Here is a 14,906-nt window from a genome sequence, read left to right as displayed (position 1 = left end):
CCCCGGCGGCGCCCGCCGCCGCCGCGGCGGGCGGGGGGGGCGCGGGCGCCCGCGCCCGCCGCGGCCACGCCGGCCGCGCCGGCGCCGCTGCAGGCGCTGCGCACCCAGGTGATGGAGCGCATCGACCCGCGCGCCGCGGTGGAGATGCCGGTCGCGCGCGTGCGCGACCAGCTGGAGCGGCTGGTGCACGAGGTCGCCGGCACCCAGCGCATCGAGATCTCGGCCACCGACCAGGCGCTGCTGGCGCAGGAGCTGGTGGACGACATGCTCGGCTTCGGCCCGATCGAGGAGTTGCTGCGCGACGACGGCATCAGCGACATCATGATCAACGGGCCGGAGCACATCTTCATCGAGAAGCGCGGCAAGCTGCAGGAGGTGAAGCTCAACTTTCGCAACGCCGCGCATGTGGCCTCCATCGCGCAGAAGATGGCGGCCTCCGTCGGCCGGCGCGTGGACGAATCGAGCCCGCTGGTGGACTGCCGCCTGCCGGACGGCAGCCGCGTGAACGTGGTCTTCCCCCCGCTCGCGCTCGACGGCCCCTGCATCTCGATCCGGAAGTTCGCCAAGCGGAAGGTGGACCTGCAGGGCATGGTGGAGCTGGGCAGCCTCTCGCCCTCCATCGCCCGCGTGCTCGAGATCGCCTCCCGCTGCCGGCTCAACATCGTCGTCTCCGGCGGCACCGGCTCGGGCAAGACCACGATGATGAACGCGATGAGCCGGATGATCGACCACGGCGAGCGCATCGTCACCATCGAGGACGCGGCGGAGCTGCAGCTGCAGCAGCCCCACGTGGTGCGGCTGGAGACGCGGCCGATGAACCTCGAGGGCCGCGGCGAGATCACCCAGCGCGACCTGATCAAGAACGCGCTGCGCATGCGCCCCGACCGCATCATCGTCGGCGAGGTCCGCGGCGCCGAGGCCTTCGACATGCTGCAGGCCATGAACACCGGCCATGACGGCAGCTTCTGCACGATCCACGCCAACAACGCGCGCGACGGCATCACCCGCATCGAGAACATGGTGCAGATGGGCACCGTCAGCCTGCCGCTGCGCGCGATCCGCACGCAGATCGTCAGCGCGGTGGACCTGATCGTGCAGCTCGAGCGCATGCGCGACGGCAAGCGCCGCGTGCTGCAGGTGACCGAGGTCTGCGGCCTGGAGGGCGACGTGATCACCCTGAACGACCTCTTCACCTTCGAATACGAGGGCGAGGACGCGCAGGGCAACCTGATCGGCCGCTGGGCCTCCTCCCGCGTGCGGCCTGGCTTCATGAACAAGCTGCGCTACTACGGGCTCGACGGCGCCTTCGCCCAGGCGATGGAGATCGCGGCATGAGCCCGCTGCTGGCCGCGACCGCGGCAGTGCTGCTGGCGGCGGCGCTGGCGCTGCTGTTCAGCAACCGCGACGACCGGCGGCTGAAGGCGCGGCTGACGCAGCAGCTGACCGGGCGGCAGGCTCTGCGCGCGCTGCCGGAGCAGTCGGTCATCGCGCGGCCGGTCTCGCGCGGGGGCTTCGGCGCGCGGCTTTCGGGCTGGGTCGGCGTGGCGCCCGGCGTGCTGGCGAACCGGCGGATGCCGCTGCCGATCGTGCTGGTGCTGTCCGGCACGGTGGGCGGGCTCGCCGCCTGGGGCGCCACGATGGTGACGGGCGGCTTCGCGGCGGTGATCCTCGGCATCGTGGCCGCCCTCGGCTCGCTGCGCATGATCTTTCTCTGGGAGCTCGGCAAGCACCGGGAGGAAGCGTTCAAGCAGATCCCGGACGCGATCGGCCTGATGGTCCGCGCGGTGCGCGCGGGCCTGCCGGTGGGCGAGGCGGTGCGCAGCGTGGCGCGCGAGATGCCGGACCCGACGCGCGCCGAGTTCCAGCGCCTGCTGGGCGAGACGGCGATCGGCACGCCGCTCGACAAGGCGCTGTGGGGCATCTACGAGCGGACGGGCCTGCGCGAATACGCCTTCCTGTCGGTGGTGATCGGCCTGCAGTCGCAGACCGGCGGCAGCCTGGCGGAGGCGCTCGACAACATCGCCGACATCGTTCGCAAGCGCGTGGCGATGGCGGCGAAGGCGCAGGCTCTGGCAGGCCAGGCGAAGGCCTCGGCCGGCATCCTGGTCGCGCTGCCGCCCTTCGCCGGCGCGGCCGTCTCCGCCATCAAGCCGGGCTATCTCGACGCGCTGTTCGTCGATCCGCGCGGCAACAACCTGCTCACCATGGCTCTCGTGCTGCTGAGCCTCGGCCTGCTCACCATCCGGTCCATGATCAAGCGGAGCACCTCGGAATGACGCCCGTCTGCAAGCGCCCCGATCCGCGACACCCGCCCGCCGCCCGGTCGGCGCGCACGGCAATCCTGATGCCGGAAGCCGATGGCGGCACGGCGCAGCAGCGCGCGGCGCGCGCGGCGCAGCGCCGCTGGCGGCTCAAGGCGCTGGCCTGCCTGCGGCGGAAGGCGCGGTGAGCCCGTTCCTGGCCGGGCTGGCCGCGGCCGGCCTGCTGGCCGTGGTCGCCGTTGCGCTGGCGGCGAACGAGCTGACCGAGCACCGCATGGCCGAGCGCGTGAAGCGCGCGGCGATCGGCGTGACGCCGGAGACCGCGCCGCGGCGCAGCCTGGCGAGCCTCGGCGCGGCGATGCTGCGGCTGCTCGACGTCAGCGGCATGGTCCGCTTCATGGCCTCGCAGCAGGACCGGACGCAGGTGGAGCGGACGCTGGTGCCGCTCGGCGTGCCGGCGACCATGGCGGCGCCGCTGCTGGTCGCGATGAAGCTGCTGTTCCTCGTCGCCGGGCCGGCGATCGCGCTGGTCTGGCACACCACCAATGGCGGCGGGGGGAATATGCTGCTGCCGCTGCTGATGGGCGCCGCGGCCGGCGTGCTGGCGCCCAACATGATCCTGTCGCAGCTGCGCAAGCGGCGCGTCGCGTCGCTGAACCGCGGCATGGCCGACACGCTGGACCTGCTGGTGGTCTGCGCCGAGGCGGGCCTCGGCCTCGAGAGCGCGATCGACCGCGTGGCGAACGACCTGCGGCGCGCCAACCCGGCGATGTCGCTGGAATTCGCGCTGCTTTCGCAGGAGATGCGGCTGATGCCGGACCGCACCTCCGCCATGGAGCGCTTCGCGGAGCGCGCCGAGGTGGACGGGCTGCGCCGCGTCGCCGCCACGCTCTCCCAGGCGATGCGCTACGGCACGCCGCTCGGCACCGCGCTGCGCGCTCTGGCGGCCGACGAGCGCCAGGCCCGCCTGATCCGCATGGAGGAGAAGGCGGCGCGGCTGCCCGCGCTGCTGGTGCTGCCGCTGATCCTCTTCATCCTGCCGCCGCTGTTCCTCGTGCTGGTCGGCCCTTCCATCCTCCAGCTCTTCGATGCGATCGGAGCCATGCAATGATGCGCCGCCTCGCCCCCCCGCTGATCGCCGCGCTGCTGCTCTCGGGCTGCGCCGGCGGTGCCTACACCTCCGCCTCCTCCTCGCCGGACGTGCAGCGGCAGCTGCGCGTCGCGACCGCGGCCGAGCGCGGCGGCAACACCGGCATGGCGCTGCAGGTCTATGCCACCGCCTACCAGCAGCATCCGGGCGATCCCGAGGTGGCGGCGCGGTACAGCAAGATGCTGCTCCAGACCGGCGACCCGGAGCGCGCGCGCGACGTTCTGGCCGAGGCGCGGCGGCGCAACCCGCGCGACACGCTGCTGATGGAGACCGAGGCGCGCGTGCTGCTCGAGGTCGGCCAGCCGGAGCAGGCGCTGGCGCTGTTCGACGAGATCCTGCGCTGGTCGCGCAGCGAGGCGAAGGCGCTGAACGGCCGCGGCATCGCGCTCGACATGCTCGGCCGCCATGCCGAGGCGCGCGCGGCCTATCGCGCGGCGCGCGCGGCCGATCCGCAGAACCCGGTCTTCACCGGCAACCTCGCGCTGTCGCTGATGCTGACCGGCTGCACGGAAGGCGCGGCCGCGGTGCTGGAGACCACGCCGCGCAGCACCGCGACCTCCGGCTGGATCGGGCAGATCCGCGGCGCGGCGCCGGGCTTCGCGACGCTGCGCGGCGCGGCCGGCGGCGATCCCTGCGCCGGGCTAGGCTGAGCCCGGTCCCTTCCGCGGCAGGCCGCGGCCGCTGACCACGGCCTCCGCGCCGAAGCGCGCGCGGAGCGCATCCACCGCCTGCCACTTCGCCGCGCGCCGCGCCGCATCGGGATCGGCGAGGTCCGGCAGGTCCGCGGCATCGCCCGGCGCCAGCGGCTGCGCGCCGATGCCGATCAGGCGGAAGGCGGCCCCCGTCGCCTCCTTCGCCAGCAGGGGCTGCACGGCGCGGAACAGCGTCTCCGGCAGGCGGGTGGGCCGGGCGAGGCGCGCATGGCGGCTGCGGGTCTCGAAGCCGGCGGTCTTGAGCTTCAGCACGACGCCGCCGGCCGCCAGCTCCTTCTCCTTCAGGCGGCGCGCCAGCTTCTCGCACAGGCGCCAGAGCGGGCGCTCCAGCTCCGCGACGCCGCGGAGATCGGTCTCGAAGGTGGTCTCGGCGGAGATGGATTTCGTCTCGCGCTCGGGCGAGACGCACCGGGAATCCTCGCCGCGGGCGCGGGCGACGAGCGCGGGCCCGTCCTCCCCGAAGCGGCGCGCGGCCTCGCGCGGATCGAGGGCGGCGAGCTGGCCGAGGCGGGTGAAGCCGGCGGCCTGCAGCTTCTTCGCGAAGGCCGGGCCGATGCCGGGCAGCAGGCCGACGGGCTTGTCGGCGAGCCATTCCGCCGCCTCGCCGCCCAGCACGGCGAAGCCGCGCGGCTTGTCGCGCTCGACCGCGAGCTTGGCCAGCAGGCGGTTGCGCGCGAGGCCGATGGAGACGGTGATGCCGGCAACGCGCTCCACCTGGCGGGCGAAGCGCGCCAGAACCACGGCGGGCGGCGCCTTGTGCAGCGCCTCGGTGCCCGAGAGATCGAGCGCGGCCTCGTCGATCGAGAGCGGCTGCACGAGCGGCGTCAGCGCCTCCATCAGCGCGCGGACCTGGCGCGCGACGGCGACGTATTTCGCCATGTCCGGCTTGATGACCACGGCGTCGGGGCAGGCGGCGAGCGCCTTGAACATCGGCATGGCGCTCTTCACGCCGCTTGTGCGCGCGACATAGCAGGCGGCGGAGACGACGCCGCGCCTGCCGCCGCCGACGATGACGGGCTTCGTCAGCAGCTCGGGCCGGTCGCGCTTCTCGACCGAGGCGTAGAAGGCGTCGCAATCCACATGCGCGACGGAAAGCGCGAAGAGTTCCGGATGCGCCACGACGCGGCGCGATCCGCAGGCGGGGCAGGTGGTGAATGCAGTCCCGGCGGCGTGGTCGCAGTCGCGGCAGAGCGCGGGCATCTCAGCGCCGCCGCAGCCAGGGCATGAGGAAGAACAGCAGCAGCATGGCCAGATAGATGCGGCCGTCCCAGCTGGCCGTCCGGGCGAGCAGCGCGCCCGCGCCGCGGCCGAACAGCAGCCAGCCGAGCAGCGTGTCCGCCATCAGCAGCAGCAGCAGGCCGATCCCGCCCATGCCGAGCCGCGCGCCCGCCGTCGGCGGCAGCTCGAACAGCCGGGCGGCCCAGGGGGCGAGCAGGATCATCGCGGCGATCATCGGCACCGCCTCGATCAGCACCGCGACGGTGGCGCCGAATCGCGGCTCCAGCAGCAGGATGCGCACCGGGCCGAACAGGAAGCCGAGGGCGAACATCACGGCGCAGTAGAGCGCCCCGGCCGCCGCGGCCCTGCTCATCCGCCGGCCCGTCCGGTCACGGCGCCTCGCCGTCCCACAGCCGGGCGGCGCCGAAGACGCCGGAACTGTCCCCATGCATCGCCCGCCGGATCGGGGTGGAGAAGGCGTCGGAGAAGACGTGGCGCGGGATCAGGCGCGGCAGGTCCTCGTAGAGATGCGCCATGTTCGAGAGGCCGCCGCCGAGCACGAAGACATCGGGGTCCAGGATGTTCACCACCGCGGCCAGCGCGCGGGCGAGGCGGTCGGCATGGCGATCCAGCGCCGCCTGCGCGACGGCATCGCCGGCGGCGGCGCGGGCGGGCAGCGCGCGGGCGTCGCGCGCGCCCGGGCCATCGGCGTCGGCGGCCAGCGCCGGGCCGGAGAGGAAGGTTTCGAGGCAGCCGAGTTGGCCGCACCAGCAGCGCGGGCCGGGATGCTCGGCGGCGCTCATCCAGGGCAGCGGGTTGTGGCCCCATTCGCCGGCGACATGGTTCCGCCCGCCGACGAGGCGCCCGTGCACCACCAGGCCGCCGCCGCAGCCGGTGCCGAGGATCACCGCGAAGACGGCGCCGAAGCCGGCGCCCGCGCCATCCGCCGCCTCGCTCATCGCCAGGCAGTTGGCGTCGTTGGAGAGCCGGACGGGGCGGTCGAGCCGGGCGGCGAGGTCGGCGCCGAGCGGCTTGCCGTTCAGCCAGGTGGAGTTGGCGCCGCGGATCAGCCACGTCGCGGGGTTCTCGCTGCCGGGGATGCCGATGCCGAGGGTGCCCCGGCCGCCGAGCTCGGCCTCGGCGCCCTCGACCAGGCCGGCGATGGCCTCGATGCCGGCGGCGTAGTCGCGGGGCGTGGCGACGCGCCGGCGCAGGCGCACCGTGCCGGCGGGGTCGAGCGCGGCCACCTCGATCTTGGTGCCGCCGAGGTCAATCCCGAGCCGCCAGGCGGCGGCGCGGTCGGTCCGCGATGTCATGCCGCGACAGTTGCGCCGGCGGCGCGCCGGCCGCAAGCGCCTTGCCCCGCCGCGGCGGCGGTGCTGGATTCGCGGCATGGGTGACACGCTGCTCGACGTGCAGGGGCTGACCTGCCCGCTGCCGGTGCTGAAGGCCAACAAGGCGCTGCGCAGCCTTCCGGCCGGGGCAAGGCTGACCGTGCTCGCGACCGATCCGGCGAGCGTCAAGGATTTCCGGGCCTATACGCAGGAGACCGGGCACGCGCTGGTCGCCTTCAGCGAGGAGAACGGAGTGTTCCGCTTCACGCTGAAGAAGCGGGAGGAGCCGGCGTGAGTGTTCTGCTTTTTTCGCACCGGGCCTGCCTGCATCACGACATGGGGCCGCATCACCCCGAATGTCCGGACCGGCTGCGCGCCGTGCTGCGCGCCCTGGACAGCGAGGAATTCTCGGACCTGATCCGGGACGAGGCGCCGGAGGCGACGGTGGAACAGCTCGCCCGCGTGCATCCGGCGCAATACGTCGAGGCGATCCTCGGCATCCGGCCGGAGCCGGACGACATCGTGCAGCTGGATGCCGACACGGCGATGAACTGGGGCAGCGCCGAGGCCGCGCTGCGCGCCGCCGGCGCCGCCGTGGCAGGGGTGGATGCGGTCTGCCGGGGCGAGGTGCGGCGCGTCTTCTGCGCCACCCGCCCGCCCGGCCACCATGCCGAGCCCGGAAGGCCGATGGGGTTCTGCCTCTTCGCCAATGCCGCGGTGGCCGCGCGCCATGCCCAGGCGGCGCATGGGTTGACGCGGATCGCCGTGGTGGATTTCGACGTGCATCACGGCAACGGCACCCAGGCCTGCTTCGAGGCGGATGCGACCCTGTTCTACGCCAGCTCCCACCAGTCGCCCTGCTATCCGGGAACGGGTGAGGCGAATGAGACGGGGGTGGGGAACATCGTCAACGCGCCGCTGCCGCCCGGCGCCGATGGCGCGGCCTTCCGGGCCGCCTGGCGGGACATACTGCTGCCGGCGCTGGACCGCTTCGCGCCGGAGCTGCTGGTGATCTCGGCCGGCTTCGACGCCCATGCGCGCGACCCGCTGGCCCAGCTTCGGGTGCGGGAGGCCGATTTCGCCTGGCTCACCGAGGAGCTCTGCCACCTGGCGGACCGGCATTGCGGCGGAAGGGTCGTGAGCCTGCTGGAGGGCGGCTACGACCTTGACGCCCTGGCAAGCTCGGCGGCGGCGCATGTGCGGGCGTTGATGCGCGCCTGAACGCGCCGGTCAGCGGTTGCCGCGCCCCCGCACCCGCCCTATGCCCGCCGGGCGGATTGCCGCGCGGGACCGGATGATCCGGCGGGCGCCCCTCCCCATTTTCCTTGCCAGCCGACCGGGATGGTGCATCATGTCAAGGATGGTTGACACTCCAGGCGCCGAAACGTCTCGGCCGATTGACGGTCTGTCCTTCGAGGAAGCCTTGCAGGAACTCGAGGGCATCGTCCGGGAGCTGGAAGGCGGGCAGGGCAAGCTCGAGAAGGCCGTCGCGCAATACGAGCGCGGCGCGGCGCTGCGCCGCCATTGCGAGGCGCTGCTGGCCGAGGCCGAGCAGAAGGTCCAGGCCATTGTCGATTCGGCCGCCGGCCCGACATTGCGGGACGCCGGCTGATGTCCGAAACCCTCGCCCCGCCCGACGGCCTCGCCACCGCCCTTCCCGCCGCCGCGGCGGAGATCGAGGTCGCGCTCGACACCCTGCTGCCGCTGCCGGAAGGGCCGGAGGCGCGGCTGTTCGAGGCGATGCGCTACGCCGCCATGGGCGGCGGCAAGCGGATGCGCGGCTTCCTCGTGCTGGAAGGGGCCCGGCAGTTCGGCGTCTCCCGCGCCGCGGCGCTGCGCGTGGCCGCCGCCATCGAGATGCTGCACGCCTATTCGCTGGTGCATGACGACCTGCCGGCGATGGACGATGACGACCTGCGCCGCGGCAAGCCGACCGCGCATCGCGCCTTCGACGAAGCCACCGCCATCCTGGCCGGCGATGCGCTGCAGGCCCGCGCCTTCGAGGTGCTGGCCGAGGAGGACACGCATTCCGACCCCGCCGTGCGCGCCGAGCTGGTGCGCTGCCTGGCGCGCGCCGCGGGCGCGCGGGGGATGTGCGGCGGGCAGATGCTGGACATGCTGGCCGAGGAGGCCGAGGCGCCGCTGGACGAGCCGGCGATCGGCCGGCTGCAGCTGCTCAAGACCGGGCGGCTGATCGAGTTCTCGGCCGAGGCCGGCGCCATCCTCGGCAAGGCGCCCCACGCCCTGCGCCACGCGCTGGCGGCCTATGGCCGCGACCTGGGCGCGGCCTTCCAGATCGCCGACGACCTGCTGGACGCGACCGCGACCGCGGAGGAGACCGGCAAGCGCACCGGCAAGGATGCCGGCGCCGGCAAGGCCACGCTGGTCTCGCTGCTGGGGCTGGAGCGCGCCCGGATCCAGGCCGAGCGCCTGTCCGAGCAGGCGATCGGCCATCTCGACAATTTCGGGGAGCGCGCGGAACTTCTGCGCGCGCTCGCCGCCTACACGGTGCAAAGGAAGCGTTGACCATGGCACCTCCCGCCACGCCGCTGCTGGACCGCGTCCGCGTCCCGGCCGACCTGCGCAACTTCTCGGCGGAGCAGCTCAAGCAGCTCGCCGCCGAGCTCAGGGCGGAGACGATCGACGCGGTCTCGGTGACGGGCGGGCATCTCGGCGCCTCGCTCGGCGTGGTGGAGCTGACGGTCGCGATCCACGCGATCTTCGAGACGCCGCGCGACCGGCTGATCTGGGATGTCGGCCACCAGGCCTATCCGCACAAGATCCTGACCGGGCGGCGCGACCGCATCCGCACGCTGCGCACGGAAGGCGGGCTTTCGGGCTTCACGCGGCGGAGCGAGAGCGAATACGACCCCTTCGGCGCGGCGCATTCCTCCACCTCGATCAGCGCCGGCCTCGGCATGGCGGTGGCGCGCGACCTGAAGGGGGACACGCGCAACGTCATCGCGGTGATCGGCGACGGATCGATGTCCGCCGGCATGGCCTATGAGGCGATGAACAACGCGGGCGCGCTGAAGTCGCGGCTGATCGTGGTGCTGAACGACAACGACATGTCCATCGCGCCGCCGGTCGGCGCGATGAGCGCCTATCTCTCGAAGGTGGTGTCCTCGCGGCCCTTCCTGAACGTGCGCGAGATGATGGCGAAGCTGGCCAAGCGCTTCCCCCGCCCGATCGAGCGCACCGCGCGCAAGGCGGAGGAATTCGCGCGTGGGCTGCTGACGGGCGGCACGCTGTTCGAGGAGATGGGCTTCTACTATGTCGGCCCGATCGACGGGCACGACCTGGACCATCTGCTGCCGATCCTGCGCAACCTGCGCGACGCGGAGGACGATGTGCAGCCGATCCTGCTGCATGTGGTCACGCAGAAGGGCAAGGGCTACGCGCCGGCGGAAGCCTCGGCGGACAAGTATCACGGCGTCCAGAAGTTCAACGTGATCACCGGCGAGCAGCAGAAGGCGCCGCCCGGCCCGCCCGCCTACCAGAAGGTTTTTGCGCAGGCGCTGATCGCGGAGGCCGAGGCCGACGAGCGGATCGTCGCGATCAACGCGGCCATGCCCTCCGGCACCAGCCTCGACCTGTTCGCCAGGCGCTTCCCGAAGCGCTGCTTCGATGTGGGCATCGCGGAGCAGCATGCGGTGACCTTCGCGGCCGGCATGGCGACGGAAGGCCTCAAGCCCTTCTGCGCGATCTATTCTACCTTCCTCCAGCGCGCCTATGACCAGGTGGTGCATGACGTGGTGCTGCAGGGGCTGCCGGTGCGCTTCGCGATGGACCGCGCCGGGCTGGTCGGCGCGGATGGCGCGACGCATGCGGGCAGCTTCGACATCGCCTATCTCGGCTGCCTGCCGGGGATCGTGCTGATGGCCGCGGCGGACGAGGCCGAACTGGCGCATATCGTCGCGACCGCCGCCGCGTTCGACGAGGGGCCCTCCGCCTTCCGCTATCCGCGCGGCGAGGGCACGGGCATCGCCGTGCCGGCGCGCGGCACGCCGCTCGAGATCGGGCGCGGGCGCGTGCTGCGGGAGGGCACGAGCATCGCCATCCTGTCCTACGGCACGCGGCTGGCGGAGGCGATGAAGGCGGCCGAGGAGCTTGCCGCGCAGGGGCTGTCGGCCACCGTCGCCGATGCGCGCTTCGCCAAGCCGCTCGACACGCGGCTGGTGGAGCGGCTGGCGCGCGAGCACGAGGTGCTGATCACCATCGAGGAAGGCTCGGTCGGCGGCTTCGGCAGCCTGGTGGCGCAGCATCTGGCCTGGCAGGGGCTGTTGGATGGCGGGCTCAAGTTCCGGCCGATGACGCTGCCGGACCGCTTCCTGGATCACGCCGCGCCGAAGGTCCAGTACGACTGGGCGGGGCTGAACGCGAAGCACATCGTGGCCACGGCCGTCGCCGCACTCGGCGTGCCGATGGCGCAGCCGGCGCGCGCGTAGAGCGGCGCCTGGCCGTTCCCTCCCCCGCTGGCGGGGAGGGTGTCGTCGCGCGGGTCAGGGAGACGTCGCGCCATGCCGACCACCGTCCGCGGCGTCACGCCGCATGTGCTGATGGCGGAGCTTTCCGAACCCTTCGCCTATTCCCAGGCCTGGTACCGCAAGCGCGGCGCGATGCTGGTGGAGATCGCGACCGAGGACGGCATCACCGGCTGGGGCGAGGCCTTCGGGCCGCCGGAACTGACCGCGCCCATCGTGGCCTGGCTGGCGCCGCTGGTGATCGGGCAGGACGCCATGGCGCGGGAGGCGATCTGGCAGGCGCTCTACAACCGGCTGCGCGACCACGGGCAGCGCGGGCTGGTGGTGGAGGCGATCAGCGCCATCGACATCGCGCTGTGGGACATCGCCGGAAAGGCGCTGGGGCAGCCGGTGCACCGGCTGCTCGGCGGGCCGCTGCGGATGGAGGTCGAGGCCTATGCCACAGGCTTCTACCGCCGCGAGCGCGACGACCACCTGCACTACCTGGTGGAGGAAGCCGAGCAGCGCCGCGCCGAGGGGTTTCGGGCACTGAAGCTGAAGACCGGCTGGGGATTGAAGGCGGACATCGCGCTGACGAAGGATTTCCGCAATGCCATCGGGCCGGACTGCGGGCTGCTGGTGGATTGCAACCACGCCTATGACGCGCCGGCGGCGATCGCCTATGGCAACGCGGTCGCCGATTGCGACATCGGCTGGTTCGAGGAACCGGTGCCGCCCGAGGACATCGCCGGCTACCTGGAGGTGAAGGCGCGCCAGCCGATCCCCGTCGCCGGCGGCGAGGCGAGCTTCGCGCGCTGGGGTTTTTCGGAGGTGATCGCTCGGCGCAGCGTGGACATCCTGCAGCCTGATGTCGCGGCCTGCGGCGGCATTTCCGAACTCAAGAAGATCGCGGACATGGCGAGCGCCTTCGGGGTGCGCGTGAACCCGCATGTCTGGGGCACGGGCGTGACGCTCGCGGCCTCATTGCATCTGCTCGCGGTGATCCCGGACAACCCGCCCGGCCTCTTCCCGCGCCCGCCGCTGCTGGAACTGGACCGCTCCCTGCATCCGGTGCGGGACGAGGTCACCAGCATGCCCGCGGTCTCGGCCGAAGGGCGCGTGCGCGTGCCGGAGGCGCCGGGGCTCGGCGTGACGGTGGATCGCGCGGCGCTGAAGCGGTTCGCGGCGTGACGCCGAAGCAGCGCGCCGATGTCGCGCTCGTCGAGCGCGGGCTGGTCGAATCCCGCGCGCGGGCGCAGGCGCTGATCCTCGCGGGGCTGGTGTTCAGCGGCGATCAGCGCGTCAACAAGGCCGGCGACCTCATCAAGCCCGACCAGGCGCTGGAACTGCGCGGCCAGGACCATCCCTGGGTGAGCCGCGGCGGCGTGAAGCTGGCGCATGCGCTGGCGCATTTCGGGCTCTCGCCGGAAGGGCGCGTCTGCCTCGATGTCGGCGCCTCGACCGGCGGCTTTTGCGACGTGCTGCTGCAGCATGGGGCGGCGAAGGTGTACGCGGTGGATGTCGGGCATGGGCAGCTGGCCTGGAAGCTCCGCAACGACCCGCGCGTGGTGGTGATGGAGCGCGTGAACGCGCGCTACCTCGATGGCACGCAGATCCCCGAACCGGTCGGCGCCATCGTCTGCGACGCCAGCTTCATCGGGCTGCGCACCGTCCTGCCGGCGCCGCTGGCACTCGCCGCGCCGGGCGCCTGGGCGGTGGCGCTGATCAAGCCGCAATTCGAGGTGGGGCCGGCCGTCGCCAAGGGCGGCGTGGTCCGCGAGCCGGCGGTGCATGGGCGCGTCTGCAACGAGATCCGCGCCTGGTGGTCGGAGCTGCCGGGCTGGGAGGTGATCGGCATCGAGGCCAGCCCGATCCTCGGGCCGGAGGGTAACCGCGAATTCCTGATCGCCGCGCGGCGGGGGTGAGGGGCGGCGCGCTCAGCGGCGCTTCGGCGCGCGGCGCGACGCGGCATCCGCGAGCTTGCCGCGCCCGACCGCGGCGAGCAGCGCCAGCCCGTCCACGGCGGCGCTGAGCAGCGCGCCCTGCGCCTGGCGTTCCGCCGCCGGCGCATCCAGCCGCTGGGCCGCCCAGGCGGCGAAGTGATCGGCGATCTCCGCGGCGATGGCGCGGAAGGGCTGCTCGCCACGCCCGGCGCGCGCCGCGACCTCGAGCCAGAGGCGCATGCAGCCCTGCAGGGCCGGCTTGCGCATCGCCGCCCAGACCTCTTCCAGAAGCGCGGCGAAGGGGCGCGGCGGCGAAGCCGGCACGGCGTCCTCCAGCAGGGCGGCCAGGCGTTCCGCCACATGGCCGAGCACGGCCGTCAGCAGCTCGTCCTTGTCGGCGAAGTAGTAGAGCAGCATGCGGTCGCTGGTGCCGGCGGCCGCGGCCATGGCGCGCAGCCCGGCGGCGCCCAGGCCTTCCCGCAGCAGGTGGTCGGCGAGCGGATCGAGCAGCGACTGCCGGCGGTCTTCGCGGATGCCCATGCCGAGGATGTAGCATCCGCTACATTCCTGTAGCATCCGCTACATCGCCGCCATAGGATCGCACATCCAACGAGGAGCGTCTTGGGATGCAGGCCGCAACCAGCCGGATCGCCGGGCTCACGCCAGCCCAGTTCTGGACCAGCGTGGCGCTGGGCGTGGTGTTCTGGTTCGCCGCTGCGCTGTTCTGCCGCTTCGCCGCGCCGGCGGGCTGGTTCGGCGGGCTGGGCAGCCTGGCCCTGTTCATCGCGGCGGTGCCGGGGCTCTGGGCCGCGGTGATCGTCACGCGGCGGATCGCGGGGCTTTCCGCCGCGCAGCTCTTTCCGGGCGTCTCCGTCGCGACGATGGCGGCGATGCTGTGCGACGGCGTCGCGATCACCTGGGCGCCCTGGCTCTATGGCGGCGTCACGCCCGGCCTGGCGCCGGCGGCGGCCTGGATCCTGTGGGGCGCGGCCATCGGCATGCTGATCGCGCTGGTGATCGGGCATCGCGAGGGCGGCTGACCCCCTTGCCTCCGGCGGCCCGGCGCGCGAAGCGGGGGCGTGAGACCGGAGCACGATCCATGGACCTGATGCTGCGCGGCCGCGTCGCCGCGATCACCGGCCCCGCCAAGGGCATGGGCGCGGCGATCACCCGCGCCTTCGCGGCGGAGGGCTGCCGGCTGGTGCTGATCGGCCGCGACACGGCGGCGATCGCGCCGGTGGCGGAGGAGGTGGCGCAGGCCACGGAGGTGCTGGTGGTCGGCACCGACATCACCTCCGACGCCGCCTGCTTCGCGGCCGCCGAGCGGGCCAAGGCGCGCTTCGGCACAGTGGACATCCTGGTGAATGTCGCGGGCGGGTCGGGTCCAATCGGCAAGACCGGGCTGACGACGACGCAGGCCGAATACGACGAGATCATTGAGCTCAACATGCGCGGCTGTTTCAACACGATCCGCGCCTTCGCGCCGATGATGGTGGCGCAGCGCTGGGGCAAGATCGTGAATGTCGGCGGCACCTTCGGCATGCGCGGCCGCGCCGGGCGGCTGGCCTACAGCGCATCGAAGTGGGGGCTGCGCGGCATCACCAAGAGCTTCGCGCTGGAGCTCGGGCCGCACAACGTCAACGTCAACAACGTGGCGCCCGGCATGGTGGACGGGCCGCGCTTCCGCGAGAAGGTCTGCCGCGAGATGGCGCGGCGCCTGAACATCACCGAGGAGGAGGCGGCGCGCCGCCCCCCGGCCCCCAACGCCCGGGGCCGCGGGGCGAACGCCGTGGACGTGGCGAATTCCAGCCAGTTCAATGCCAC

Annotated in this window: 18 protein-coding genes; 14 read left to right on the top strand and 4 right to left on the bottom strand. The window is 72.9% G+C overall.

Annotation, left to right across the window (positions count from 1 at the left end; genetic code table 11):
- From AC1MIR_RS25945 to AC1MIR_RS25925, 5 genes are all read left to right on the top strand, one after another.
- A partial coding sequence (locus tag AC1MIR_RS25945) for a TadA family conjugal transfer-associated ATPase (RefSeq protein ID WP_480031068.1) occupies positions 1 to 1,335 on the top strand: 1,335 nt, incomplete at its 5' end.
- Positions 1,332 to 2,276: a type II secretion system F family protein gene (locus tag AC1MIR_RS25940; RefSeq protein ID WP_480031067.1), complete on the top strand. Its 945-nt coding sequence runs from the start codon at positions 1,332 to 1,334 to the stop codon at positions 2,274 to 2,276. The genes AC1MIR_RS25945 and AC1MIR_RS25940, both read left to right, overlap by 4 nt.
- Positions 2,273 to 2,449: a hypothetical protein gene (locus AC1MIR_RS25935; protein WP_480031066.1), complete on the top strand. Its 177-nt coding sequence runs from the start codon at positions 2,273 to 2,275 to the stop codon at positions 2,447 to 2,449. The genes AC1MIR_RS25940 and AC1MIR_RS25935 overlap by 4 nt, the downstream gene beginning before the upstream one ends.
- Positions 2,446 to 3,372, top strand: coding sequence for a type II secretion system F family protein (locus AC1MIR_RS25930; protein ID WP_480031065.1), 927 nt, complete (start codon positions 2,446 to 2,448; stop codon positions 3,370 to 3,372). The genes AC1MIR_RS25935 and AC1MIR_RS25930 overlap by 4 nt, the downstream gene beginning before the upstream one ends.
- Entirely contained in the window at positions 3,369 to 4,061 is a 693-nt protein-coding gene (locus tag AC1MIR_RS25925; protein ID WP_480031064.1) for a tetratricopeptide repeat protein, read from the top strand. The genes AC1MIR_RS25930 and AC1MIR_RS25925 overlap by 4 nt, the downstream gene beginning before the upstream one ends.
- Here the strand turns inward: AC1MIR_RS25925 and AC1MIR_RS25920 are convergent.
- From AC1MIR_RS25920 to AC1MIR_RS25910, 3 genes are read right to left on the bottom strand one after another with little or no spacing between them, the layout of a single operon-like run.
- Entirely contained in the window at positions 4,053 to 5,324 is a 1,272-nt protein-coding gene (locus AC1MIR_RS25920) for a DNA polymerase IV (RefSeq protein ID WP_480031063.1), read from the bottom strand. The genes AC1MIR_RS25925 and AC1MIR_RS25920 overlap by 9 nt on opposite strands.
- Before the next feature lies 1 nt (position 5,325).
- A complete protein-coding gene (locus AC1MIR_RS25915; protein ID WP_480031062.1) occupies positions 5,326 to 5,715 on the bottom strand; it encodes a hypothetical protein in 390 nt (129 codons plus the stop codon).
- 16 nt (positions 5,716 to 5,731) lie between these two features.
- Positions 5,732 to 6,658, bottom strand: a complete 927-nt coding sequence (locus AC1MIR_RS25910) for an ROK family protein (protein ID WP_480031061.1) — start codon at positions 6,656 to 6,658, stop codon at positions 5,732 to 5,734.
- Between the two features lie 76 nt (positions 6,659 to 6,734).
- On the opposite strand from AC1MIR_RS25910, the gene AC1MIR_RS25905 reads away from it, so the two are divergent.
- The 7 genes from AC1MIR_RS25905 to AC1MIR_RS25875 all read left to right on the top strand — a co-directional run bounded on the left by AC1MIR_RS25905 (position 6,735) and on the right by AC1MIR_RS25875 (position 13,064).
- Positions 6,735 to 6,971 carry a sulfurtransferase TusA family protein gene (locus AC1MIR_RS25905; protein WP_480031060.1) on the top strand — a complete coding sequence of 79 codons (237 nt, stop codon included), beginning with the start codon at positions 6,735 to 6,737 and terminating at the stop codon, positions 6,969 to 6,971.
- Positions 6,968 to 7,897, top strand: coding sequence for a histone deacetylase family protein (locus tag AC1MIR_RS25900; protein ID WP_480031059.1), 930 nt, complete (start codon positions 6,968 to 6,970; stop codon positions 7,895 to 7,897). Before AC1MIR_RS25905 ends, AC1MIR_RS25900 begins: the two co-directional genes overlap by 4 nt.
- A gap of 139 nt (positions 7,898 to 8,036) precedes the next feature.
- A complete protein-coding gene (locus tag AC1MIR_RS25895; RefSeq protein WP_480031058.1) occupies positions 8,037 to 8,288 on the top strand; it encodes an exodeoxyribonuclease VII small subunit in 252 nt (83 codons plus the stop codon).
- Positions 8,288 to 9,202, top strand: a complete 915-nt coding sequence (locus AC1MIR_RS25890) for a polyprenyl synthetase family protein (protein ID WP_480031057.1) — start codon at positions 8,288 to 8,290, stop codon at positions 9,200 to 9,202. Before AC1MIR_RS25895 ends, AC1MIR_RS25890 begins: the two co-directional genes overlap by 1 nt.
- A 2-nt stretch (positions 9,203 to 9,204) precedes the next feature.
- Positions 9,205 to 11,124, top strand: coding sequence for a 1-deoxy-D-xylulose-5-phosphate synthase (gene dxs / locus AC1MIR_RS25885; RefSeq protein ID WP_480031056.1), 1,920 nt, complete (start codon positions 9,205 to 9,207; stop codon positions 11,122 to 11,124).
- Between the two features lie 72 nt (positions 11,125 to 11,196).
- A complete protein-coding gene (locus AC1MIR_RS25880) occupies positions 11,197 to 12,330 on the top strand; it encodes a mandelate racemase/muconate lactonizing enzyme family protein (protein WP_480031055.1) in 1,134 nt (377 codons plus the stop codon).
- A complete protein-coding gene (locus AC1MIR_RS25875) occupies positions 12,327 to 13,064 on the top strand; it encodes a TlyA family RNA methyltransferase (RefSeq protein ID WP_480031054.1) in 738 nt (245 codons plus the stop codon). Before AC1MIR_RS25880 ends, AC1MIR_RS25875 begins: the two co-directional genes overlap by 4 nt.
- Positions 13,065 to 13,076: 12 nt before the next feature.
- Here AC1MIR_RS25875 and AC1MIR_RS25870 read toward each other — a convergent pair whose 3' ends face one another.
- Positions 13,077 to 13,622 carry a TetR family transcriptional regulator gene (locus AC1MIR_RS25870; protein ID WP_480031053.1) on the bottom strand — a complete coding sequence of 182 codons (546 nt, stop codon included), beginning with the start codon at positions 13,620 to 13,622 and terminating at the stop codon, positions 13,077 to 13,079.
- Positions 13,623 to 13,708: 86 nt separating this feature from the next.
- Between AC1MIR_RS25870 and AC1MIR_RS25865 the strand changes: the two genes are divergently transcribed.
- The gene (locus AC1MIR_RS25865) at positions 13,709 to 14,122 is read left to right on the top strand and encodes a hypothetical protein (RefSeq protein WP_480031052.1); all 414 of its coding nucleotides are present in this window, start codon (positions 13,709 to 13,711) and stop codon (positions 14,120 to 14,122) included.
- Between the two features lie 59 nt (positions 14,123 to 14,181).
- Positions 14,182 to 14,906, top strand: a 725-nt coding sequence (locus AC1MIR_RS25860) for an SDR family NAD(P)-dependent oxidoreductase (RefSeq protein WP_480031051.1), incomplete at its 3' end; no start/stop codon positions are given.

This window comes from Falsiroseomonas sp. RANM36, assembly GCF_056682175.1.
This window is presented reverse-complemented; position numbering and strand designations above follow the sequence as displayed.